Below are 24,751 nucleotides of genomic sequence, written 5' to 3'. Positions count from 1 at the left end.
GTAACGAGAATATTATGGAAATTATTTTAGCTAACCCTCGCGGATTTTGTGCTGGTGTTGACCGAGCGATCAGTATCGTCGATAGAGCATTAGACTTATTTGAAGCGCCTATTTACGTACGCCATGAGGTAGTGCATAACAAATTTGTGGTCAATGGTTTAAAAAGTCGTGGGGCAGTATTTGTTGATGAGCTAAATGAAGTACCTGATGACAGTACAGTAATTTTTAGTGCTCATGGGGTGTCAAAAGCTGTGCGCAATGAAGCGAAAGATCGTGGCTTAAAAGTTTTTGACGCAACTTGTCCTCTGGTTACTAAAGTCCATATGGAAGTCTCTCGCACTAGTCGTAAAGGTGTTGAGTGTATTCTCATTGGTCATGCAGGACACCCAGAAGTTGAAGGAACTATGGGGCAGTATGAAAGCGAAGTAGGTGGAATTTATCTTGTTGAATCAGCCGAGGATGTTGCAACATTAGTCATTAAAGATCCGACCAAGCTTTATTACTGTAGCCAAACTACCTTATCTGTTGATGATACTAGCGATGTAATTGATGCTTTAAGGTGCAAATTTCCATTAATACAAGGGCCTCGCAAGGATGATATCTGTTATGCAACACAAAATCGTCAAGATGCCGTTCGTTCAATTGCTGAGCAAGTAGGATTATTGCTTGTTGTTGGTGCAAAGAACAGTTCTAATTCAAATCGTTTGCGTGAGTTAGCGGAAAAAATTGGTACGACATCTTATTTGATTGATACAGCTGCTGATATTGATGCATCGTGGTTAGATGGTATTGAAAAAGTTGGTGTAACCGCCGGCGCGTCAGCTCCTGCGATTTTGGTGCAACAAGTTATTGAAGCGCTTAAATGCTTAGGTGGACGAGAAGTCATTGAATATCCTGGCAGGGAAGAAAATACGGTATTTGCTGTGCCGATAGAATTACGCTAATCTAAATTGATGTTTTTTGCAGTTATACTGGTATTTGACTTTTAAATGACATGATAACTGCAAATTTAGTTTCGAGTAATAAAAATGTTTTAAAAATAAGGAAGTTTTTCTCGATATAATGATTTAAGGTCTAAGTTAATGCAGTTTATTCATGCGACTTTTAACACATATAGACTTATATTAAATAGTGACTCCTCTGTTCTCTATCTGCGTGCTAACTCGTCTAAATTTAGCTATTCTTCTTTTATCTTTTTCAGCTATAGTAATCATATAGGTTGTTTTTTATACTTATTTAAAGGGCGATTAACTATTGAATAATACACTTTTCCGTACTCCAAAAAACAAATTTTCGCTAAATAAAGGCATGACATTTATTGAAGTGTTGATTGCTGTATTTATTTTGGTTACCGGGATTTTAGGTGCTGTAGCTATGCAAGCAACCGCTAAAAAAGGCAGTTTTGATGCTATGCAACGTTCGGTGGCATCGGCCTTGGCACAAGATATTATAGAACGTATGCGTAGTAACAATCCTGCGGCACTAGCGGGATATGCGGCTACAAACTATGGTGAGGCCTTAGATGCCTTGCCTGAAAAACGTTGTAATACCCTTGCTGGAGTATGTAGTTCGGTAGAAATGGTGATTAACGATAAATATGAGTGGGAAATGTCGTTGATGGGAGCCGATGTTGTTAATGATGGTAATAATATTGCTGGCTTAACTGGTGTCAGAGGCTGCATAAGTCAAGCCGAAAATGCGGTCACTGTGGTGATCAGTTGGGAAGGGCGGACAGAGATTTTTGATGCGAAAAAAAATAGTTGTGGTACAGCAGGCAGTAAAAGGCGACAAGTGATAGTTGAGGCATTTATAAACTGATATGAACAAGCAACGTGGATTTACGCTAGTGGAGATATTTATTTCCCTTGCGGTTGGTTTAGCATTATTTGCTGGCGTACTGAGTGTTTTCGTCGGTATGAAAACCACTAGCCAAGAAACAGCCACTTATGGTGAACTGCAAGAAAATGGTCGCTTCGCTTTAAGTGTGCTTAGTGATGATTTATTAAAACAAAATTTCTGGGGAGATTATACCGGCACATTAGATAAATCAATGTTAAATGCAGTGCCAAATAGTGCTCCTAGTGATGAATGTATCGGCGAAGGTTTAAATAATGGCACTTTTCCGGCAGGGATTGGTCACTTTAGAGCGCTTTGGGGGCAAACAGTAACAAATAGTTCAATTATGGGATGTATCGAGGATGCAAAAGTTGCATCCGACGTTATTCAGTTTAAAAGGGCAATATCAGAGCCATTAACATTAAGCACAGCTCAACAATATTATATAATTTCCAACTTAAGTGAAGCGTCAATATTCACGGGGACGACTATTCCTAAAGTGTTAAATAGTCAACTTTGGGAGTATCAACATCATATTTATTATATAAGAGAAGAAGTGCAAGGCAATAATACGGTACCCGTGTTGATGCAAGGGCGATTAACAAAAAAAATGACTTTTGATCCGATCATTGATGGTATTGAAATGATCCGCTTCATGTATGGCTTAGATACAGACTCACCCGATAATGCCGGCTATGGTATTGTTGATACTTTTGTTTCGGCAGATAACATGACTATCACTCAATGGGATCATGGTAACGATAACCGGATTTTGGCGGTACGTATATATGTGTTGGCACGTAGCATTCTTCCTGATAGTAAATATACTAATAGTAATACATATAATTTAGGTGACCTACCGGTCACTTTTAATGACAATTATCGGCGATTATTATTTAATTCAACAGTAACGCTATATAACGCAGGAGTCGACTCATGGTGAGTTCGAAAGTCAAGACAAGTGCTTTTAATCGACAAAAAGGTGTGGTGTTGATTGTCTCATTGGTTTTTTTAATCGCTTTAACCGCTGTTGCTGGCGCTTTGATGCAAAATACGACGTCAGATATGAAAATGTCGGGCGCGAGTGAAGATAAAGTTGTAGCTACGCAAGAAGCAATAAGTGCCAGCGATGAGGTGATGTTTAGGCAAATTAATGGTGGCTTAGGTAATAATGCCTTTGCCTTGCCCTTAGTTAAGTTTCCTGTTGTGGTAACAGATACCTTAACTAAAACTAATATTGGTAGTGATACCACCGCTGATATTAAGATTGCTAATAATGATCTAGAGTTAGAGCCATATTGTCCGCATTCTCGATCAGCTTCTTCAACACAAGTTTTTTCTTGTAATGTATTACGTGTGCAGGTGGTTCGCGAATATGGACGAAAAAATACCAATACTGTTGTCGTTAATACCGGAGTTGTTCAACAACTTTTGCGATAACGCTAGGGTGTTTTAGCTGAATACTGGAGTTAACATAATGAAAAAATATCTGCTGATAAGCCTATTGATGTTTATCTCGACAATGTCTTTTAGTGAAGATATCGAGTTATACGTTAGTGAGGCGGTTAAACTTGCGGGTGCAAAAACCCAAGTACTGATCATTCTTGATAACTCCGGCAGTATGACGACAGAAGAAACGGTTAAAATTAGATATGACCCAACAGAAAATTATCCGGCAATTCCTAATACAACCAAGTTTTCAAGTGAGTATTTATACTATAACAAAGGTGATGAGATACCTAAACCCGACACCTCAACAGAAAATCGCCGTTTTTTGGCTTCATTAAATGGCTGTGATAGCGCTAAATCATCTTTAATAAGTAAGGGGTTTTATACTGCTCATATTCGACGCTACAAATATAAAAATAATACTGGTCAATGGCTAAATCTTTCAGACAGTAACGGTTCTAATATCTATGTATTAGATTGTGAAGACGATGTTTTAAGTAACAATCCTAACAATGCCGATGGCGTTGAACCTGGTTTTCCCGTTAACTATTTAGGGGATAAAAATAATCCGGAATACTTCACTGCTGATGAAAGTAATTCAAATGTCGTGTGGAGTGGCACATTAATCACACTTTATACCGATAACTATTTACGTTGGCATTATGGTAATAATACGCAAGAAGAGACGCGAAGCCGTATGGAGATGGCGCGAGAAAGTATTAATGATGTGATTAATTCAGCACCTTCCATCGACTTTGGCTTACAAATCTTTAACTATAACTATGGTGATAGCTCAAATCATGGCAACGGCGGTCGTATTGTGGCGGGCATAAAGGAAATGACCGATGAGAATAAAACGACACTCCTTGATCTGGTTAATAATGAAGTTAATGCCAGAGGAAATACACCTTTATGCGAAACGCTTTATGAATCATCTTTGTATTTTTCTGGGAAAAATATTGAGTATGGTGATGATGATATTAATATTTATTATAATGACGGTAGCATTTACTACACAAAAAATGTTCCACCTAGAGATACCGACCCTTCCGTTGAATTATCAAACAAATATGTTAGCCCTTTTTCAAGCTGTAGTAATAAAGTTTATGTTATTTTAATTACGGATGGTGTGCCCACTCAAGACCATCATGCCGATGGTAAAGTCGAAGGCTTATCTACTGTCGATGATGGCACTACTATTAACTTCACCGGCAGTAAATATGATGGAAACTATCTGGCCGGCCTTGCAGAATGGATGAGTAATCAAGATCTTAATACTCAGCTATCAGGTAAACAAACCGCAGATATCTATACCATTGGCTTTAGTGACGGTGCTGATGATGCTGCGCCCTTATTAAAAGAAACTGCAAGACTTGGCGGTGGGAAATACTTTCGTGCGACAGATAGTGCGCAGTTAACTGCGGCTTTGGTTGGCGCTTTGGAAGATTTAGAACCAAGCAATGATAGCTTGACATCTGCGTCAGTGGCAGCGAATAACTTTGACCGCACAGAAACCTTAAACTCAGTTTATTACGCTATGTTTCAACCTGATAATGGACCACGATGGCAAGGTAACTTGAAGAAATATAAAGTTGTTAGTAATAAACAAGTAGGAAAACATGGTAAACCAGCGCTTGATGTTAATAGTGGTCATTTTTCGGAACAGGTAACAAGTTTTTGGTCGCCAGATAACTCAGAGGATGGTGATAAGGTTAGTGAAGGTGGCGTAGCTGAAATGTTGCGTAGCAAAATAAACCGGGTTATTTACAGTGATATTGGTACTGCCGGGACTTTAGCTTTGTTAACTGAAACTCAAGCTGAAATTTCGCTTGGTGGTAGTCTTGAACTTGCGACTGAAATGGATGTTGCCGAAGATGATGTTGGCACTTATTTAAATTGGGCGATGGGTAAAAATGTTGACAGCGTTAAATTAGATGATGGCACTACACCCATTATGCGGCCAGATGTTTTTGGTGATCCTCTACATTCTAAACCTTTGGTGATTAACTACGGCACCAGTATTAGAGTTGTCATTGGTACTAATGCTGGAGCGCTTCATATGTTTGAAGATAAAGGCGCCACTGTAGATGAAGATTGGGCATTTATGCCGAAAGAATTTTTTAACAATATTAAACCATTAAGAGAAAATTACGCAACGGCTGAAAAAGTTTATGGTATTGATGGCAGTATCACATCATATATAAAAGATAATAATGGCGATGGCATTATTAATGGTACAGATAAAGTCTGGGTGTTTTTTGGCTTGCGCCGTGGAGGCTCATCTTATTATGCACTTGATATCAGTAATCCAAGTACGCCAAGTAAACTATGGCATATTGATGCAGCATCAACAGGGTTTGGCGAACTCGGCCAGTCATGGTCACAACCAAAGCTTGGTTACTCTAAATTAAATATAAATGGCACTGGTAATAGTGCTGTAGCAGCACCGGTATTATTTTTTGGCGGCGGTTATGATGTAGCAAAAGACTCTTCAACTCCAGGAATTGCCGACGTAAAAGGGCGTGCTATTTATATGGTTGATGCCGCAACGGGGACACTAAAGTGGAGCTTAGCGCCACTGGGAGCTGATAGCACTTTTATTGGCACTGATAGTATTCCATCAAGTATTGGTATATTAGACAGCGACGGTGATGGCATGATTGATCGTTTATATACCGGTGATACTGGTGGTAATGTTTGGCGTGTTGATATGCCAAGTGCGATAGCTAATGACAGCAATGATCCTTGGACGGTATTTAAATTGGCAGAGTTTGGGGGTACAACCAATAGTACTGATTTACGTTTTTTTAACGAACCATCGATCGTACGCACTTTTATCAGTGAAACGATTGAAACTGAAGTGACGGATGAAGATGGTAAAACGATTAAAATCGTTAGCCATCAAGAAAAACCTTATGATGCAGTACTTATTGGTAGTGGCGATAGATCTAATCCTATTGGTATAGATACCAATGACCGTTTTTTCATGATTAAAGATGAACATATTAAGACCCAGTCTTTTTATAGTGCAGTAGAGCCAAAAGCTCCACCAGCTTTGCTAAAAAATGATTTGTACGATTACACTGATGATCCCTTTGCTAAAACCTTAACAAGCCAAGAGCGTGAAGGACTCGAAATAGCAGTGAGTAATAAATCAGGCTGGTATATCGACCTTGTTGAAGGCACGGGAGAAAAAAGTACCGCAGATGCCATTGTTATTAATGGTGTTGTTTATTTTACGACATTCATTCCGCCGAACTTAGAGCCGAATGTTATTCATTGTGAACAACCTAATGGCACGGGATTATTATATGCTGTTGATCTTGCATTAGGCACGGCTATATATAACTGGAATGAAACTACGCCTGATGCAGAGCCGGTACGTAAAGTTGAAATTAATGAACAGTTTTTAGGTGCACCAACCTTAATTGTTGTCCCTAATGATGATGGTGATCCCGAGACAGATGATGATGCAGTAGGTAATATCATCGTTGGACGAAAAATAATACCGGTTGGTTTCACGCTACAAACGATGCGAACCTATTTGTATATTAGTGAGGAGCAGTAATGGCTAACATTAAGCGACTTAAAGGCTTTACCTTAGTTGAGTTATTAATGACAGTGGCGATAATTGCTATTTTGGCATCTATCGCTTTTCCTGCTTACATAGATTTTGTTACACGCTCAAACCGTACCGAAGCACAACGAGAATTACTGAGGATGGCTAACCTTCAGGAACAGTTTTATGTTGATAACAGAGCGTATACTAATAATATGACAGAATTGGGCTTGGATAAAGACCCGTTTATCACCGAAAATAGTTATTACAGTATTGATGCTGCATTGGCTGATGGTGGTTTTGTACTAACGGCGACCGCGCTTGAACCACAAAAATCTAATGATACTCAATGTCAGAAATTATCAGTCAGTGAAACAGGGGAAAAACTACCCGCTAGTGCTTGTTGGGAGCAATAAGATGAAAAACATAGCCTGTATTATTTACATACTGTTCATCGCTGCTAGTTTTGATGTTAGCGCTGAAGCTCAGATGAAAAATAAACACAAAGTGGATGCTAAATGCCATGTCGAGTTAACTAGTGATAAAGAGATTATTTATTTTGCTAGAGTGAAGGAAGCTGACATTAAAAAGTTGCTTGATACTTTACCTAAGCGTAAAGTGCTGACATCGTTATCAAAGGATAAGAAACAAATCCAAAAAGTATTCGAATGTGTTCTCTTAACGGCAAAATTTTCCTCATTGAAAGCGAATCGTTTGTTTGAAAATCAAGCACGGTAAATAAATGTTTTATTATCGCTAAAGTTATTTATTGTCGTTAATCAGTTGGTATTGTCCTCATTCCCGCTTAAAAGCTAGGACTTTACTAAAGCTCGTATTTTCATGAATAAAGCACACTAGCTACAGGATACATCAGTGCCGTTCCTATTCTCGTCTTTATTGTCATTATCAGTATCAGAAGTTTTATATAACCGGCCGGATAATGAAATGTTAATGCCACGTGACAAATCAGTATTACCTTTAGGGCAATAACTAAAAGTGCCATTTCCACCTGAAACTAACCGGCCTGTAGGAGAGAAAACAATAATAGTTTGACTAAATTTTAAGCTATCACCGCTAGCCACTTTAGCTTTAACTTTAATAAGTTCTTCATTGGCGCTGTCAAAGCTTTTATTATTTGCTAATGAATTGCCATTATTAGTAAAGACACTTAATTCGTTTTGCCAGTTTGTGCCACAACTTGTGCCACTTAATGGACAGACAGTTACATTTTTACCATTATTAACCGCACTATTTCTCGCTGTTAATAGTAGTCGATGTAATTCACTTATTTCGTTATCAACACGTGATTGCAATATAAAGCCACTTAAACTCGGTACGGCAACTGCGGTTAATATACCTATAATAAATATACCAATAAGAAGCTCGGTAATGGTAAAGCCAGATATGATTTTTTTGGCCGATTGATTTTTATTGTGGTTTTTAGGCATTACGACAGCCAAAGTTAGGGTGATATTTTACTTATAACATTGTTCTCTATACTCAGCCAGCAAATTTGTTTTACTCTTATTATCTTCCGTACCGAAATTTTATCGATCAAATAAGCGGTTTTTTAGCTTAAAGAACAATAATTCATGCCGACAGTCATCACTAAAATTAGGCTCAGTTGGCTGTGCATTCCAAGGCTATACGCTCGAATATTTATTATTTTTTCGCAAGATTTCCTTGAGACGTATTATTAATGACGACACAAGTAGCCCTCAGCTTTTGTTAAACGTTAAGAGCTTTATATTTCTGGCTCGATCATTCCAGCTAACGAGTTAAGTACATTTGATTAAGGCACCAGTGCGTCTGATATTTTTTTGATTGGTTTTATTTGCGGCACTTACATAAGCTCGGCCTGAAGTCGCGACAACAATGCCTCTGTTTTTGTCATTATGACCTTTAGGGCAATAGCTGAAAGTAGCATTTTGCCCCCATCCTGCTAAATGTCCTGTGGCTGCGTATGTTAGGCCAACACGCGTTTTACCGTACTGTAGTTTATCACCGACTTTTATTGCGTCTTTATGAGCAATAAGTTGTTCATCGAGTGAGGGCTCATAGATCTTATTATTGTTAATATCTATGAATACACTTAGCTCCTTATGCCATGAGTTTTTGCATTGGCCGTTGCTATCAAGTGGGCACAGAGTAACTTTAGAGTTGGCGCTTATCGCGGTATTCCTCGCAATTAAAATTAAACGGTGCAGGGTAAAAATTTCATTGTCTACACGGGTGTAAACAATGAAATTGTTGAGGCTTGGGACGCCGATGGCAATTAAACTTAGCAGTATCGCTAATGAAACCAGTGTTTCTATGATGGTAAATCCAACGAATTTTGACATAACAACCATTCCTTAGTTGAGTACGTAGTTCTACGCTATTTATAGTCAAAATCTGATGATTATTCCAAGTAAAATGAGTTAATTTTCGTATATTGTTGGAATTGCTAAACGCTTATGTTGTGTTTTCATATAGATAGCCATTATTTTATTTTCAATTGCTTTATCGGTGTTTTTACCTTCCAAAAAGTCATCCAATTGGTCGTAACTCATACCTAAAGCGTCCTCATCTTTTTTGCTTGGAGTCAGTTCTTCTAAGTCAGCGGTAGGGGCTTTTTCAATCAATTGCTCAGGCGCGTTTAACGCACGAGCAAGTTGTTTTACTTGGCGTTTAGATAAACCAAATAAAGGCGCTAAATCGCAAGCACCATCACCCCATTTGGTAAAGAAACCCGTTATATTTTCAGCGGAATGATCTGTGCCTAATACTAAACCACCTAGTATTCCAGCAATATGGTATTGCATCACCATACGAGTGCGAGCTTTAACATTGCCTTTAGAAAAATCTACCGCTGCAGCAGAGGCTGTAAAAATATCAGCCTCTTGTAAAGCATTAACTGCTTCTTGATGTATACCTTCTACACCAGCAAATATATTAGTACTTAAGCTATGGCTCGGCTTTATAAACTGCAGGGCGAGTTGTGCGTCATCTTCATCTGCTTGCACATCAAAGGGAAGTCTAACGGCAATAAACTGATATTTTGTATTACTTTCAACGTTTTCACTATTTAAAGCATCAACCGCAAGTTGAGCCAAACGTCCGCAGGTTGATGAATCAATGCCACCACTAATGCCTAGAATTAGAGATTTTAGTCCTGACTGTACTAACTTATTTTTAATAAAGTCGATTCTACGTTTAATTTCAAACGCAGTATCAATTTCAGGTAATACTTTCATTTCATCGATTATTGCCTGGGCGTTCATTATATTTCCTTTAGGTGATAAGTGAATATGCGAGTTAAACTGATTTTTATGTCAGGATTAAAGCTAGTGTAACAAAATCTATCTTTGATTAGAATTTTTGCACTATAGCTGTAAGTGAATTCTGTGTACAATCGCTTGATGTTAGGCTGTGATGTAGATAATAATAATTATCAATGAAATGCTGAGTTTAAAAATTAACCTATAGGCTGTGAAAATGAAAAAGATAGAAGCGATAATTAAACCATTTAAAATGGATGATGTACGTGAAGCGCTAGGCGAAATTGGTGTAACAGGCATGACAGTATCTGAGGTAAAAGGCTTTGGGCGACAAAAAGGTCATACTGAGCTTTATCGAGGCGCTGAGTATATGGTGGATTTTTTACCGAAAGTAAAACTAGAAATAGTAGTGAAAAAAGAAAATGTTGAACGTTGTGTAAATACTATTTTAGAAACGGCACAAACCGGAAAAATTGGTGATGGTAAAATATTTATTACTGACGTCGAGCGCGTGATTCGTATCCGTACTGGGGAAGAAGACGAAGAGGCTATATAATAACGAGCTGATTAGCTGACTATCTAACCAAAGGCTTTACTTTCATCTAGCGCCAAGACAATTAAAAATACCAGCATCTGCTGGTATTTTTAATAGTAAGTGAGTATTCAGTTATTGATATGGATTAATTAATACTACTTAACGAGCGGGTTGTTAGGATAATTTGCCGCGAGTACTTGCTTAGCGTTAGTTTGTAATTCAGTTAAGCCTAACTCTTCATAGCACATGATCATAATTTCTAATGCCGCTTCAGTTTCAGGGCTAGGAGAGAAGTATTCAACAATGTATTTTCCTCTGTTAGCTGAGGATACAAACGCCCCGCGTTTAAAATAGTAACGTGCGACAGACAATTCATATTTTGCTAATCGAGATTTAATTGCAATCATGCGTTGACGTGAGTCAGCAGCATATTTACTTTCAGGATACTTTTCTAAAACGATTTTTAAATCATTAAAAGCATCTCGTGCAGCAGTAGGATCACGATCTGAACGGTCTATGCCAGCCAAGTCCTGAAATAAATTTTCTTGCGTCGCGATGTTGATTAATGCTCGCATATAGTAAACATAATCTAAATTGGCATGTGCAGGATTCAGGCGAAGAAATCGATCAGTTAATGCTAAGCCTTGAGCCGCATCGCCACTTTTGTAATATGCGTAAATTAAGTCTAATTGAACTTGATGAGAAATAGGTCCATAAGGAAATCGCGAATCTATCGCTGATAAAATTTGAATGGCTTTTTGATATAAACCATTATCAAGTGACTCTCTTGCATCAGCAAATAATGCTTGAGCAGATTTGTCTGGTATTTTTTCAATTTCTTTCTCGTTTGTTCCTGAACAGCCTACCAATGCTAGCATTAGCGTAAGGCATATTATTTTTATTGTCATTTTTTCCATAGACTTCAATATCACTACTTTGTTTTAGTTAAAATAAATATCTTCCTCATTAGAATTACTTAATGTAATTGCTTTAGCAAAGAGGTAAAATAAGCATTGGCATTCTAACCTAGCAATCATGCCTTGCACAGTGCTAATTAATAGAGAGTTTAATGGCTGAAATAATTCAACACCGGGACACGGTTCCCGAATCATGCTTAGGTAAGCGTTTTGACCAGACTTTGGCCGAGATGTTCCCTGATTATTCACGTTCACGATTAAAAGAGTGGATTTTAGCCGGTCATGTTACGGTTGATGGTATCGTTGTCGACAAAGCACGCGAAAAAATGTTTGGTGGTGAAGAGATCGCCATTAATACTGAAGTTGAAGCTGAAGTTCGCTTTGCTGCCCAAGATTTACCTTTAAATATTGTTTATGAAGATGACGATATATTAGTGATTAACAAGCCTGCGGGCTTTGTTGTACATCCAGGAGCTGGCAACCCTGACGGTACGGTGTTAAATGCCTTGTTACATCACTGTCCGCAGTTAGATGTTGTGCCAAGAGCTGGTATTGTTCATCGCTTAGATAAAGACACTACGGGGTTGATGGTGGTAGCAAAAACAATTGCTGCACAAACTAACCTGGTTGAATCGTTACAAGCACGCGAAATTACCCGTGAATATGAGGCTATTGCCAATGGTACTATGACCGCTGGCGGCTTAGTTGATGAGCCTATTGGGCGTCATGCAACAAAACGTACGCACATGGCGGTAACTTTTTCAGGTCGTCCGTCGGTAACGCATTATCGTGTAATGGAGAAATTTAGATTACATACACGTTTACGTTTACGTTTAGAAACAGGTAGAACACATCAAATTCGTGTGCATATGGCACATATTACTCATCCATTAGTGGGAGATCCTGTTTACGGCGGTCGTCCGCGTCCACCAAAAAATGCTTCGGAAGAATTGCGTGAAATGCTACGCCAATTTAAGCGCCAAGCATTACATGCGGCAATGTTATCTTTATATCATCCTATAACCGGTGAGCAAATGACCTGGCATGCTGATATTCCTGACGATATGGTGGCACTGACTAACATTTTACGTGCAGATACTAAAAGTAATTTAAGTGATAGTGACTACTAAATTACCTGATAACATAATGTTTATTAAATGGCCAACCGATAATGTGTTGGCCTTTACTACCAATAGATTACCATCACCTAGCCCATTATCTGTTCGCAAATCACAATATTTACTATCAAGTACCGCGAATACACAAGATGAGCACTCAGCATTTTCTGCTTTTAACTTAGGCGATCATGTCGGTGATTGTGCTGAAGATGTTGCTTTTAATAGAATATCTCTACTTCAATATTTGCCTAAACAAACAAAAATTCAATGGTTTGAACAAGTTCATGGCAATCATGTCGCTGAAATTCTTGATTATGAAAATAAAACTATCATTGCTGATGCTGCTATAACACGTAACAAACATATTGCTCTGGCAATAATGACCGCTGATTGTTTGCCTATTTTATTGTCGAATCAAGAGGGCAGTGAGGTTGCTGCTATTCACGGTGGTTGGCGCCCTTTATCGACAAATATTATTGAGCAAACTATTGCACAAATGCATAGTTCGCCAAGTGATATTATTGCTTGGATGGGGCCTTGTATTGGGGCTAAGAAATTTGAAGTTGGCCAAGCGGTAAAACAGACGTTTTGTGAAATTTACACACCTTTTTCTGCTGCATTTTCTCCTTGCGAATCCGTGACTAGTGATTCTAAAATACCGAAATATTGGGCTGATTTACAGCTTATCGCCAAGTTACAATTGTTAACCTTAGGAGTTAACAATATTATACAGTTGAGCGAATGTACCTATAGTAATCAAACAAAATATTATTCTTATCGTCGAGATAAAAAAACCGGACGTATGGCTAGCGTTATATGTTTAAATCCTACTTAGCTTCCCTAGTTTTTAATACTTTTTTTTGCGCTAAATCAAAAGTTAAAGCACCATTTCCTTGAAAATGTTGATGGCTGTCCTTATAACATAGATAACTAAACTGTAAGCCCAGTAATATGGCATTAGGAGAACGTTAATGCGTTTAGAACGATTTACCCAAACTTTTCAAATAGCAATATCTGATGCGCAATCCATCGCATTAGGTAAAGATCATCAATTCATTGAACCTGTACATTTAATGCTTGCGTTGTTAAATCAAAATGCGAGCAGTATTATTCCATTATTAAAAAGTGCCGGTATTAATGTCCGAACACTAAGAACGCAAGTAGAAACGGCAATAGCTGAATTAGCGCAAGTATCAGGCACTGGAGGAGAAGTGCAGCTATCGTCTGCAATGGGCAATATTTTAAATCTTTGTGACAAGTTTGCGCAAAAGCATGGTGATAAATTTATTTCTTCTGAAATATTCGTTTTGGCAGCGTTACAGGATAAAGGTAAGTTAGGCCAAATTCTAAAAGGTTTAGGCGCAAATGAGCAACGAATTCAAGATGCAATAGTTCACATTCGAGGTGGAAAAAAAGTCGACAATGAAAATGCTGAAGAAGCCCGTCAAGCTTTAGAAAAGTATACCGTTGATTTAACCGAAAGAGCAGAGCAAGGTAAGTTAGATCCTGTTATTGGTCGTGATGATGAAATCAGGCGTACCATTCAAGTATTACAGCGTCGTACTAAAAATAACCCGGTATTGATTGGACAGCCTGGGGTGGGTAAAACTGCAATTGCAGAAGGTTTAGCACAACGTATTGTTGATCATGAAGTACCCGAAGGCATTCGCAATAAACGTGTGTTGTCACTTGATATGGGGGCGCTTGTTGCGGGCGCAAAATATCGTGGAGAATTTGAAGAGCGCCTTAAAGCGGTACTTAATGAGCTAAGTCAACTTGACGGTCAAGTGATACTCTTCATTGATGAGCTTCATACCATGGTCGGTGCCGGTAAAAGTGATGGTGCGATGGATGCTGGTAATATGTTGAAGCCAGCCTTAGCGAGAGGCGATTTACATTGTGTTGGCGCAACGACATTAGATGAATATCGCCAATATATTGAAAAAGATGCCGCTTTAGAGCGACGCTTTCAAAAAGTATTGGTAGATGAACCTAGTGTTGAAGATACTATTGCTATATTACGTGGCCTTAAAGAGCGCTACGAGCTTCATCATAATGTAGAAATTACCGATCCTGCGATTGTTGCTGCGGCAACTTTGTCGCATCGTTATGTTAGTGATCGTCAATTACCAGATAAAGCTATTGATCTTATTGATGAAGCTGCCTCTAGTATTCGTATGCAAATGGATTCAAAACCTGAAAATTTAGACCGCTTAGAGCGCCGTTTAATCCAGCTAAAACTAGAACAACGTGCGCTAGCAAAAGATTCGGATCCGGCTTCAAAAAAACGTTTGGACTTAATCTCAGACGAGATTGTTACTTGCCAAGCGAGCTATGATGAATTAGATGAGGTCTGGAAAACAGAAAAAGCGGCACTACATGGTACACAAGCGATTAAAACTGACTTGGAACATGCTCGCATAGAGCTTGAAGCTGCACGTCGCGTTGGCGATCTTAATACCATGGCTGAATTACAATATAGCCGTATTCCCGATCTTGAAAAACAGCTTGATCTTGCCAGCCAAGCAGAAATGCAAGAAATGACCTTACTACGTAATAAAGTGACTGATGTAGAAATTGCCGATGTGTTAAGTCGCGCTACCGGCATTCCGGTATCAAAAATGTTGGAAGGGGAGTCTGATAAATTATTACATATGGAAGATAATCTTCACAAACGTGTTATTGGTCAGTCTGAGGCTGTTGTTTCTGTCTCGAATGCTATTCGCCGTTCACGAGCAGGCTTGGCAGATCCTGACCAACCCATAGGATCATTTTTATTTCTTGGACCTACAGGGGTTGGTAAAACCGAATTAACTAAAGCCTTAGCGCATTTTCTATTTGATAGTGAAAATGCCTTAGTACGAGTTGATATGTCTGAATTTATGGAAAAGCATTCTGTTGCACGTCTGGTTGGTGCGCCTCCTGGTTATGTTGGTTACGAAGAAGGTGGTTATTTAACGGAGTCGGTAAGGCGTAAACCGTACTCAGTTATACTACTTGATGAAATAGAAAAAGCGCATCCAGATGTTTTTAATATTCTCTTACAGGTTTTAGATGATGGACGTTTAACTGATGGACAAGGTCGCACGGTTGATTTTAAAAACACGGTTATCATTATGACCTCAAATATTGGCTCTGATATCATCCAAGAATATGGTGATGACAGTCAATACCAACAAATGAAAGCTAGAGTCATAGCAGAGCTCAGTCAACACTTTAAACCTGAGTTTATTAATCGTGTTGATGAAACCGTAGTTTTTCACCCATTACTTGCTGAGCAGATCAAAAACATTGCGAGTATTCAGATTGCGGCTTTGACTAAGCGCTTAGAAGAACGAGATATAACCATGACGTTATCTGATGAGGCATTATCTTTTGTCGCTGCGGCAGGATTTGATCCGATTTTCGGAGCAAGGCCTTTAAAGCGTTCTATTCAGCAAGAAATAGAAAACCCATTGGCACATAAGCTATTGGCTAATGAATTCTTAGCAGGCGATCATATTGTTGTCGAACTTCGTGATGGTAAGTTGAATTTTATTGCTAAAAATCGAGACTCTTAAATAATTAATTTCGATTAGCCTTAGGAGTATTCAAGCCGACATGTTTATTGGTTTATTTCTGACAATAAACTTCGGCTTGTTTTTTATTCATTGCTAGCTGTTGTTTTTTTTCCAAGCTAGTTAGTACTTTCATATTATCTTCTGCATCCTTATATTGAATTTTATCAAAGTTTTGCAAGGTTTTAATATTCTCACGAGCAGCAATACACATACTGTTATCTACAGCTCTTTGCTTGCTGGTATCAGCGTTAAACTGATTATTTGACGCTGCGTCTTCAGGTGATTTTTTTTTATTTACTACAGTCGATAGGCTTTTGTTATTTGTCATACTCATTTCAATATAATTATCATGGTCTGGTTGATTTTGGCTAAAGTGAACAATATTATTTTTATCAACCCAACGATAAACCGTTAATTTTGCAGCAGCTGAAACATCGACATAAAGTAATATCATTAAAAGTAGAGTGAAAGCCTTAATGTTCATAGCGGTATCCATCCATAAGTTAATGCCGAACTGCTTTTATTATTTTCATCAAATACTAGGGGCTGTTGATCTTTCATTTTAGTCTCTGCTATTAACTAATTTTTGAGGTAACAAGGCGAAAAGTGTGTGATTTATCTACTTTAACAATTTTCAACGATGTTAGGTTTAAAATTAGCCATAGCCCCTTGGGTTGCCTTGAAAAAGCATCAATATTTGTTGCTTATACCAATTCTACTAAGTTTCTTCCCACTCAGTGAAATTTAAAGGCTTAGCGGCACAGGTTCACCGTTCCAGACTGAACCTAAGTACATCCATGTGAGAACCTTGTCAAAATCAATCACACCGATGGTAAGTCTTTTAAAATCACCCTTAGCGAGCTTACTTGCGATTCGATAACCGCAGATAATTTCTTTCATATATAATAACGATATTCAAAAAATGATCGTTGTTCTCAAACCGCTGGTAAGCGCCGAGAGAGAGCAAACTTAATAGGTTTGGTATTAATATGTTTTTGGATCAACCAAACATTATATAAAGCGCTTCGATTGCCAACTTTTTCAAGTGCTACATAGCCATAAAGTGAAAGATCAACAGCCCCTATTGGTTTAATAAATTTAAATTCGAGTAATACCTACTGTATTTTATAACAACACCAAGGACAGTTTACAAACTTTCGACTTATAAATAGGTAATCATTTACACGACAACTATTGTTCATAATTTTACATATGCTAGATTAGCAGTCTCTATTATTCTTAACGTATTATGGTTTCTCTTATGCCAGATAAACATGATGATGATTCATTGCCAACACGTGGCATTTATCTTTTACCTAACTTATTAACCACAGCAGGACTCTTTTCAGGTTTTTATGCTGTAGTGTCTTCAATGAATGGTCATTTTATAAGTGCCGCCGTCGCTATTTTTATTGCCATGATATTTGATGGTTTAGATGGGCGGGTAGCTCGTATGACCAATACACAAAGTGAATTTGGTGCTGAATATGACAGTATGGCAGATATGGTGTCATTTGGTATTGCTCCAGGTTTGGTTGCCTATAATTGGGCACTATCAAGTTTTGGTAAATTTGGCTGGTTAGCTGCGTTTATCTATGTTGCTTGTGCCGCGTTGCGCCTTGCTCGTTTTAATACACAAGTAGGGGTTGCAGATAAACGCTATTTTCAAGGCTTAGCCAGCCCAGCAGCAGCAGGAGTAATTGCGAGTCTTATTTGGGTTGGTAGCGAATATCAGATTAATGGTGAAGAATATGGCTTTATCATTGGGCTTGTTACCATCATTGCGGGATTATTAATGGTCAGCAACTTTAGGTATAACAGCTTTAAAGATGTTGACTGGAAAGGTAAAGTTAACTTTGTTTTCGTCTTATTAATCGTACTGGTATTTGTCGTTATTGCTTCTAGCCCAGAAAATATTTTACTACTCATTTTTGGCGTATATGCTTGCTCTGGTCCCTTTACGACTATTCGATCAGTGAAAAAATTAAAATTAGAACATGTTTTGGGAGACGACCATGATGCAGAGTTTCGTAATGAAGAGTTAAATAAGTCAACAGAAACAGTAGAAGAAAATACGGAAGCAGAAGTCAAAGATACAAAATAAGATGATGTACTCACGATTAGCTTGTTTTTTAGTGGTTAATCGTGAGTGATGTTAAGATTATTCAGCTTGATGTCATACAAAAGATGGCCCAAAAGAGTGTAATTAAAGGTTCCTTTGATTTATTAGAACAAAAAAACAACGTTGTGATTGATTAATCAGCAAACAGCCTTGTTTCTGTAATTTAATTGCATTTAGCTGTTGACGTGAGGCGAGAAATCTCTAAAATGCGCTCCAGTTCCAAGGGGTCACCCCAACGAGCTGTTTTAATAGGTTATCTCGTACAGTTCAGGCTGAATTGGTTAACTTAACGTTTTAAAGTAAAGGTTTTAAATCTTCTGAAAAGAAAGTTTAAAAAGTTTCAAAAAAGCGTTGACATTAAAACTGAGTTGCGTAGAATGCGCATCTCGCTTCAGGAGCCCTTAGCGTCAAGCAAAGAGTGGTCTGCAGCAACGAAACAACTTACGGTATAGAGCGAATGAGATTCTGTATCGGTATCATCTTTGATGATACGTTCTTTAACAATTAGTTATCATGCAATTTGTGTGGACACTCACATTAACGTTGATTTTACATAGTTATCTCTTTCTTCGGAAAGAACATAACAAAAAAACAGCTTAATATGATGTCACACAAAAAATAAGTATCATTTAGACTTTCGGGTTTAAATATACGTTTTATGTAGTTACTTTCTTCTTTAGTCGGATAGAAAGTAACACGACAGAATTCATTGAGCAGATGTTGAAACAAGTTTACTTGTCTCACATCACAAACGATTTTTAATTGAAGAGTTTGATCATGGCTCAGATTGAACGCTGGCGGCAGGCTTAACACATGCAAGTCGAGCGGAAACGAGAATAGCTTGCTATTCGGCGTCGAGCGGCGGACGGGTGAGTAATGCTTGGGAATATGCCTTTGAGTGGGGGACAACAGTTGGAAACGACTGCTAATACCGCATAACGTCTACGGACCAAAGGGGGGGACGCTTCGGCACCTCTCGCTCATTGATTAGCCCAAGTGAGATTAGCTAGTTGGTAAGGTAATGGCTTACCAAGGCGACGATCTCTAGCTGGTTTGAGAGGATGATCAGCCACACTGGGACTGAGACACGGCCCAGACTCCTACGGGAGGCAGCAGTGGGGGAATATTGCACAATGGGCGAAAGCCTGATGCAGCCATGCCGCGTGTGTGAAGAAGGCCTTCGGGTTGTAAAGCACTTTCAGCGAGGAGGAAAGGGTGTTGTTTAATACGCAACATCTGTGACGTTACTCGCAGAAGAAGCACCGGCTAACTTCGTGCCAGCAGCCGCGGTAATACGAGGGGTGCAAGCGTTAATCGGAATTACTGGGCGTAAAGCGTGCGTAGGTGGTTTGTTAAGCAAGATGTGAAAGCCCCGGGCTCAACCTGGGAACTGCATTTTGAACTGGCAAGCTAGAGTTTTGTAGAGGGTAGTGGAATTTCCAGTGTAGCGGTGAAATGCGTAGAGATTGGAAGGAACATCAGTGGCGAAGGCGGCTACCTGGACAAAGACTGACACTGAGGCACGAAAGCGTGGGGAGCAAACAGGATTAGATACCCTGGTAGTCCACGCCGTAAACGATGTCAACTAGCCGTCTGTGGTCTTGAACCGTGGGTGGCGTAGCTAACGCGCTAAGTTGACCGCCTGGGGAGTACGGCCGCAAGGTTAAAACTCAAATGAATTGACGGGGGCCCGCACAAGCGGTGGAGCATGTGGTTTAATTCGATGCAACGCGAAGAACCTTACCATCCCTTGACATCCAGAGAAGCGACTAGAGATAGACGTGTGCCTTCGGGAACTCTGTGACAGGTGCTGCATGGCTGTCGTCAGCTCGTGTTGTGAAATGTTGGGTTAAGTCCCGCAACGAGCGCAACCCCTATCCTTATTTGCCAGCGCGTAATGGCGGGAACTCTAAGGAGACTGCCGGTGATAAACCGGAGGAAGGTGGGGACGACGTCAAGTCATCATGGCCCTTACGGGATGGGCTACACACGTGCTACAATGGCAAGTACAGAGGGCAGCAATACCGCGAGGTGGAGCGAATCCCACAAAGCTTGTCGTAGTCCGGATTGGAGTCTGCAACTCGACTCCATGAAGTCGGAATCGCTAGTAATCGTAGATCAGAATGCTACGGTGAATACGTTCCCGGGCCTTGTACACACCGCCCGTCACACCATGGGAGTGGGTTGCAAAAGAAGTGGCTAGTTTAACCTTCGGGAGGACGGTCACCACTTTGTGATTCATGACTGGGGTGAAGTCGTAACAAGGTAACCCTAGGGGAACCTGGGGTTGGATCACCTCCTTATCTTGAAGTAAAACAGCTTAATGAGAACTTCGGTTCTACGAGTGTCTACACAAATTACATGATAACAAATTAGAAGAAGTCCAAACATGCTAGTGCTTCAACCCTTTTAGGCGAAGTTAATTTGCTTGAGTTCAAGGCGTGCGAGAAGTGAGCGTTGGAATTACCGACTGGTAATGACAAGCGAACGACGAGTACAACGAAGAAATCAAGTAAAGAAACGAGTATAAAATAGGTCTGTAGCTCAGCTGGTTAGAGCGCACCCCTGATAAGGGTGAGGTCGGCAGTTCAAGTCTGCCCAGACCTACCAATTTACGCTTTTTACGGCGTTGGTTCATCACTCGTGTAGAAAACCTACACTTCGCGATAAACCGCCTTGTAAAAAACGTAAATCTGAGTTTTGTTCTAGCTTAAAGATGTTTCCCATTTGGGGCTATAGCTCAGCTGGGAGAGCGCCTGCCTTGCACGCAGGAGGTCAGCAGTTCGATCCTGCTTAGCTCCACCACTTCTTCACAAAGAATTGAAAGACCAAACTTAAGTTATGCTTTATTTAAGCTACTTTAAGTTTGGTTTTTAACCAAGTCACCACCGAATGCGTGTGAATGACAAGTTCTTTAACAATCTGGAAAGCTGATATAAATACCGGTATTTATATGGCAAACACGGTGTCGCGCTGTTGTTTGTAAATTATAAATACCAAGCTGTTATTAATGGGAATATCGCCTGTTAATGATGGTGATTACGGTTCCTCCTCGGAAACGTAATCAACCCGGTAGTTTATTTACTTTTAGTTTACTAATCGTAATGAATTACCACTCTTATTCAAGACACACTTTGTGTGCGTGAAAATGTCAGACTTTACAATTGAGCAGGTTTTGTCACCTGCTTGTACCAAATAGGAAACTAGTTGGGGTTGTATGGTTAAGTGACTAAGCGTATGTGGTGGATGCCTTGGCAGTTAGAGGCGATGAAGGACGTGTTAATCTGCGAAAAGCTTTGGTGAGGTGATAAAAACCGTTATAGCCAAAGATATCCGAATGGGGAAACCCACCCGTCGTAAGGCGGGTATCATTAAGTGAATACATAGCTTAATGAGGCGAACCGGGAGAACTGAAACATCTAAGTACCCCGAGGAAAAGAAATCAACCGAGATTTCCTTAGTAGCGGCGAGCGAACGGGAATTAGCCCTTAAGTGGTTTGTAAGTTAGTGGAATCTACTGGAAAGTAGAACGATACAGGGTGATAGTCCCGTACACGAAAATAAACTTATCATGAAATCGAGTAGGTCGGCACACGTGAAACGTTGACTGAACATGGGGGGACCATCCTCCAAGGCTAAATACTCCTAACTGACCGATAGTGAACCAGTACCGTGAGGGAAAGGCGAAAAGAACCCCTGTGAGGGGAGTGAAATAGAACCTGAAACCGCATACGTACAAGCAGTGAGAGCCGGATTTAGTCCGGTGATTGCGTACCTTTTGTATAATGGGTCAGCGACTTATATTCTGTAGCAAGGTTAACCGAATAGGGGAGCCGTAGCGAAAGCGAGTGTTAACTGCGCGTTTAGTTGCAGGGTATAGACCCGAAACCCGGCGATCTACCCATGGGCAGGTTGAAGGTTGAGTAACATCAACTGGAGGACCGAACACACGTATGTTGAAAAATGCGGTGATGACTTGTGGGTCGGAGTGAAAGGCTAATCAAGCCGGGAGATAGCTGGTTCTCCCCGAAATCTATTTAGGTAGAGCCTCGCACGAACACCATTGGGGGTAGAGCACTGTTAAGGCTAGGGGGTCATCCCGACTTACCAACCCTTTGCAAACTCCGAATACCAATGAGTGATATGCGGGAGACACACTACGGGTGCTAACGTCCGTTGTGAAGAGGGAAACAACCCAGACCGCCAGCTAAGGTCCCAAAGTACTAGTTAAGTGGGAAACGATGTGGAAAGGCATAGACAGCTAGGAGGTTGGCTTAGAAGCAGCCATCCTTTAAAGAAAGCGTAATAGCTCACTAGTCGAGTCGGTCTGCGCGGAAGATGTAACGGGGCTAAACTAGTCACCGAAGCTGCGGATTTGAACTTAGGTTCAAGTGGTAGGGGAGCGTTCTGTAAGCCGTTGAAGGTGTGTTGTAAAGCATGCTGGAGGTATCAGAAGTGCGAATGCTGACATGAGTAACGATAAGGGGAGTGAAAAACTCCCCCGCCGAAAGACCAAGGTTTCCTGTCCCATGTTAATCAGGGCAGGGTAAGTCGGCCCCTAAGGCGAGGCGGAAACGCGTAGTCGATGGGAAACAGATTAATATTTCTGTACTTCTATATATTGCGAAGGAGGGACGGAGTAGGCTAGGTGAGCACGGCGTTGGTAGTCCGTGTGAAAGTATGTAGGCGGTTGACTTAGGTAAATCCGGGTCTTCATTCAACGCTGAGATACGAGACGAGACTCTACGGAGTTGAAGTCATTGATGCCATGCTTCCAGGAAAAGCTTCTAAGCTTCAGATATATAGGAACCGTACCCCAAACCGACACAGGTGGTTAGGTAGAGAATACTAAGGCGCTTGAGAGAACTCGGGTGAAGGAACTAGGCAAAATAGTACCGTAACTTCGGGAGAAGGTACGCTCTCTAATGTGAATGACTTGCTCAGTAAGCATCGGAGAGTCGAAGTAACCAGGTGGCTGGAACTGTTTATTAAAAACACAGCACTGTGCAAAATCGAAAGATGACGTATACGGTGTGACGCCTGCCCGGTGCCGGAAGGTTAATTGATTGGGTTAGTCTTCGGACGAAGCTCATGATCGAAGCCCCGGTAAACGGCGGCCGTAACTATAACGGTCCTAAGGTAGCGAAATTCCTTGTCGGGTAAGTTCCGACCTGCACGAATGGCGTAATCATGGCCACACTGTCTCCACCCGAGACTCAGTGAAATTGAAATTGCGGTTAAGATGCCGTATACCCGCGGCTAGACGGAAAGACCCCGTGAACCTTTACTATAGCTTGACAGTGAACATTGCTCCTACATGTGTAGGATAGGTGGGAGGCTTTGAAACCATGTCGCTAGATGTGGTGGAGCCAACCTTGAAATACCACCCTTGTATGCGTGATGTTCTAACCTAGGGCCCTTATCGGGCTTGGGGACACTGTCTGGTGGGTAGTTTGACTGGGGCGGTCTCCTCCTAAAGAGTAACGGAGGAGCACGAAGGTTGGCTAAGTACGGTCGGACATCGTACGGTTAGTGCAATGGCATAAGCCAGCTTAACTGCGAGACAGACACGTCGAGCAGGTACGAAAGTAGGTCATAGTGATCCGGTGGTTCTGTATGGAAGGGCCATCGCTCAACGGATAAAAGGTACTCCGGGGATAACAGGCTGATACCGCCCAAGAGTTCATATCGACGGCGGTGTTTGGCACCTCGATGTCGGCTCATCACATCCTGGGGCTGAAGTCGGTCCCAAGGGTATGGCTGTTCGCCATTTAAAGTGGTACGCGAGCTGGGTTTAGAACGTCGTGAGACAGTTCGGTCCCTATCTGCCGTGGGCGTTTGAGAATTGAAGAGGGCTGCTCCTAGTACGAGAGGACCGGAGTGGACGAACCGCTGGTGTTCGGGTTGTTATGCCAATAGCATTGCCCGGTAGCTACGTTCGGAACTGATAACCGCTGAAAGCATCTAAGCGGGAAGCAGGCTTTGAGATGAGTTCTCACTGGAGCTTTAAGCTCCCTAAAGGGTCGTTGGAGACTACAACGTTGATAGGTTGGGTGTGGAAGTGCTGCGAGGCATTGAGCTAACCAATACTAATTACCCGTGAGGCTTAACCATACAACACCCAAGTGGTTTTGTTGTATGAAGTTTGACAAAAGTGTAGGAATACACACATCACGCATGACAATGGTGTGAATAAGAGATAGATAAGCTAACAGTTAAAAGCTGTCAGCTATCAGTAAAACGAGTATTTTTAACTCTTAACAGAGTTCAGCTTTCTAAGATTATTACTTGTTAATCACTTACGAAGGTAAGTGACGAATTGACAAAGCCGCAAATGAGCGAGAAACGAAGTTGAGTTTACTCAATGAGTATCAGAGTGATTGTAGCAATGACGT

17 protein-coding genes, 2 tRNA genes and 2 rRNA genes are annotated in these 24,751 nt (G+C 40.5%); 16 read left to right on the top strand and 5 right to left on the bottom strand.

Translation table 11 applies throughout. The features are described from left to right. The first annotated feature begins 14 nt into the window (after positions 1–14). The 7 genes from ispH to FGD67_RS04520 all read left to right on the top strand — a co-directional run bounded on the left by ispH (position 15) and on the right by FGD67_RS04520 (position 7,582). Positions 15–944 carry a 4-hydroxy-3-methylbut-2-enyl diphosphate reductase gene (ispH, locus tag FGD67_RS04555; protein ID WP_257173885.1) on the top strand — a complete coding sequence of 310 codons (930 nt, stop codon included), beginning with the start codon at positions 15–17 and terminating at the stop codon, positions 942–944. Between the two features lie 310 nt (positions 945–1,254). After that, the gene (gene pilV, locus FGD67_RS04550; RefSeq protein ID WP_257173884.1) at positions 1,255–1,818 is read left to right on the top strand and encodes a type IV pilus modification protein PilV; all 564 of its coding nucleotides are present in this window, start codon (positions 1,255–1,257) and stop codon (positions 1,816–1,818) included. A 1-nt stretch (position 1,819) separates the two neighbouring features. After that, positions 1,820–2,779, top strand: a complete 960-nt coding sequence (locus FGD67_RS04545) for a PilW family protein (protein WP_257173883.1) — start codon at positions 1,820–1,822, stop codon at positions 2,777–2,779. Continuing rightward, positions 2,773–3,276, top strand: a complete 504-nt coding sequence (locus FGD67_RS04540) for a pilus assembly PilX N-terminal domain-containing protein (RefSeq protein WP_257173882.1) — start codon at positions 2,773–2,775, stop codon at positions 3,274–3,276. The genes FGD67_RS04545 and FGD67_RS04540 overlap by 7 nt, the downstream gene beginning before the upstream one ends. Positions 3,277–3,313: 37 nt before the next feature. Beyond that, positions 3,314–6,853: a pilus assembly protein gene (locus tag FGD67_RS04535; RefSeq protein ID WP_257173881.1), complete on the top strand. Its 3,540-nt coding sequence runs from the start codon at positions 3,314–3,316 to the stop codon at positions 6,851–6,853. Further along, complete coding sequence (locus FGD67_RS04525) at positions 6,853–7,260, top strand: type IV pilin protein (protein WP_306556785.1); 408 nt, start codon at positions 6,853–6,855, stop codon at positions 7,258–7,260. The genes FGD67_RS04535 and FGD67_RS04525 overlap by 1 nt, the downstream gene beginning before the upstream one ends. A 1-nt stretch (position 7,261) precedes the next feature. Beyond that, complete coding sequence (locus tag FGD67_RS04520) at positions 7,262–7,582, top strand: TapY2 family type IVa secretion system protein (RefSeq protein WP_257173880.1); 321 nt, start codon at positions 7,262–7,264, stop codon at positions 7,580–7,582. Between the two features lie 116 nt (positions 7,583–7,698). Here FGD67_RS04520 and FGD67_RS04515 read toward each other — a convergent pair whose 3' ends face one another. From FGD67_RS04515 to nadE, 3 genes are all read right to left on the bottom strand, one after another. Beyond that, complete coding sequence (locus FGD67_RS04515) at positions 7,699–8,292, bottom strand: GspH/FimT family protein (RefSeq protein WP_257173879.1); 594 nt, start codon at positions 8,290–8,292, stop codon at positions 7,699–7,701. Positions 8,293–8,622: 330 nt separating this feature from the next. Then, positions 8,623–9,186 (bottom strand): GspH/FimT family pseudopilin, encoded by a 564-nt coding sequence (locus FGD67_RS04510; protein WP_257173878.1) that lies wholly within the window; start codon positions 9,184–9,186, stop codon positions 8,623–8,625. 78 nt (positions 9,187–9,264) lie between these two features. Then, the gene (nadE, locus tag FGD67_RS04505) at positions 9,265–10,107 is read right to left on the bottom strand and encodes an ammonia-dependent NAD(+) synthetase (RefSeq protein WP_257173877.1); all 843 of its coding nucleotides are present in this window, start codon (positions 10,105–10,107) and stop codon (positions 9,265–9,267) included. A 214-nt stretch (positions 10,108–10,321) separates the two neighbouring features. Between nadE and glnB the strand changes: the two genes are divergently transcribed. Next, positions 10,322–10,660: a nitrogen regulatory protein P-II gene (gene glnB, locus FGD67_RS04500; protein ID WP_077287161.1), complete on the top strand. Its 339-nt coding sequence runs from the start codon at positions 10,322–10,324 to the stop codon at positions 10,658–10,660. 134 nt (positions 10,661–10,794) lie between these two features. Here glnB and FGD67_RS04495 read toward each other — a convergent pair whose 3' ends face one another. Continuing rightward, positions 10,795–11,547: an outer membrane protein assembly factor BamD gene (locus FGD67_RS04495; protein ID WP_373567838.1), complete on the bottom strand. Its 753-nt coding sequence runs from the start codon at positions 11,545–11,547 to the stop codon at positions 10,795–10,797. A gap of 161 nt (positions 11,548–11,708) precedes the next feature. Here FGD67_RS04495 and rluD point away from each other — a divergent pair, with 161 nt between their 5' ends. The 3 genes from rluD (at position 11,709) to clpB (ending at position 16,234) form a co-directional block, all read left to right on the top strand. Continuing rightward, the gene (rluD, locus tag FGD67_RS04490; RefSeq protein ID WP_257173876.1) at positions 11,709–12,686 is read left to right on the top strand and encodes a 23S rRNA pseudouridine(1911/1915/1917) synthase RluD; all 978 of its coding nucleotides are present in this window, start codon (positions 11,709–11,711) and stop codon (positions 12,684–12,686) included. Continuing rightward, on the top strand, positions 12,676–13,509 hold the full coding sequence (gene pgeF, locus FGD67_RS04485) for a peptidoglycan editing factor PgeF (protein WP_257173875.1): 834 nt from the start codon (positions 12,676–12,678) through the stop codon (positions 13,507–13,509). Before rluD ends, pgeF begins: the two co-directional genes overlap by 11 nt. Before the next feature lie 136 nt (positions 13,510–13,645). Continuing rightward, positions 13,646–16,234 (top strand): ATP-dependent chaperone ClpB, encoded by a 2,589-nt coding sequence (gene clpB / locus FGD67_RS04480; protein WP_257173874.1) that lies wholly within the window; start codon positions 13,646–13,648, stop codon positions 16,232–16,234. A 52-nt stretch (positions 16,235–16,286) separates the two neighbouring features. On the opposite strand, the gene FGD67_RS04475 is transcribed toward clpB, so the two are convergent. Next, a complete protein-coding gene (locus tag FGD67_RS04475) occupies positions 16,287–16,718 on the bottom strand; it encodes a DUF4124 domain-containing protein (RefSeq protein WP_257173873.1) in 432 nt (143 codons plus the stop codon). A 777-nt stretch (positions 16,719–17,495) separates the two neighbouring features. Here FGD67_RS04475 and pssA point away from each other — a divergent pair. From pssA to FGD67_RS04450, 5 genes are all read left to right on the top strand, one after another. After that, on the top strand, positions 17,496–18,338 hold the full coding sequence (gene pssA, locus FGD67_RS04470) for a CDP-diacylglycerol--serine O-phosphatidyltransferase (protein WP_257173872.1): 843 nt from the start codon (positions 17,496–17,498) through the stop codon (positions 18,336–18,338). Positions 18,339–19,115: 777 nt separating this feature from the next. Further along, a 16S ribosomal RNA gene (locus FGD67_RS04465) occupies positions 19,116–20,659 on the top strand. A 230-nt stretch (positions 20,660–20,889) separates the two neighbouring features. After that, a tRNA-Ile gene (locus FGD67_RS04460) sits at positions 20,890–20,966 on the top strand. A 119-nt stretch (positions 20,967–21,085) separates the two neighbouring features. Continuing rightward, positions 21,086–21,161 (top strand) — tRNA-Ala (locus FGD67_RS04455). Positions 21,162–21,575: 414 nt separating this feature from the next. Next, positions 21,576–24,470 (top strand): 23S ribosomal RNA (locus FGD67_RS04450). Together the 16S and 23S rRNA genes with 2 tRNA genes alongside form the textbook arrangement of a ribosomal RNA operon. The last annotated feature ends 281 nt before the right edge of the window (positions 24,471–24,751 follow it).

Source organism: Colwellia sp. M166, from assembly GCF_024585285.1.
Lineage (GTDB): Bacteria > Pseudomonadota > Gammaproteobacteria > Enterobacterales > Alteromonadaceae > Cognaticolwellia.
This window is presented reverse-complemented; position numbering and strand designations above follow the sequence as displayed.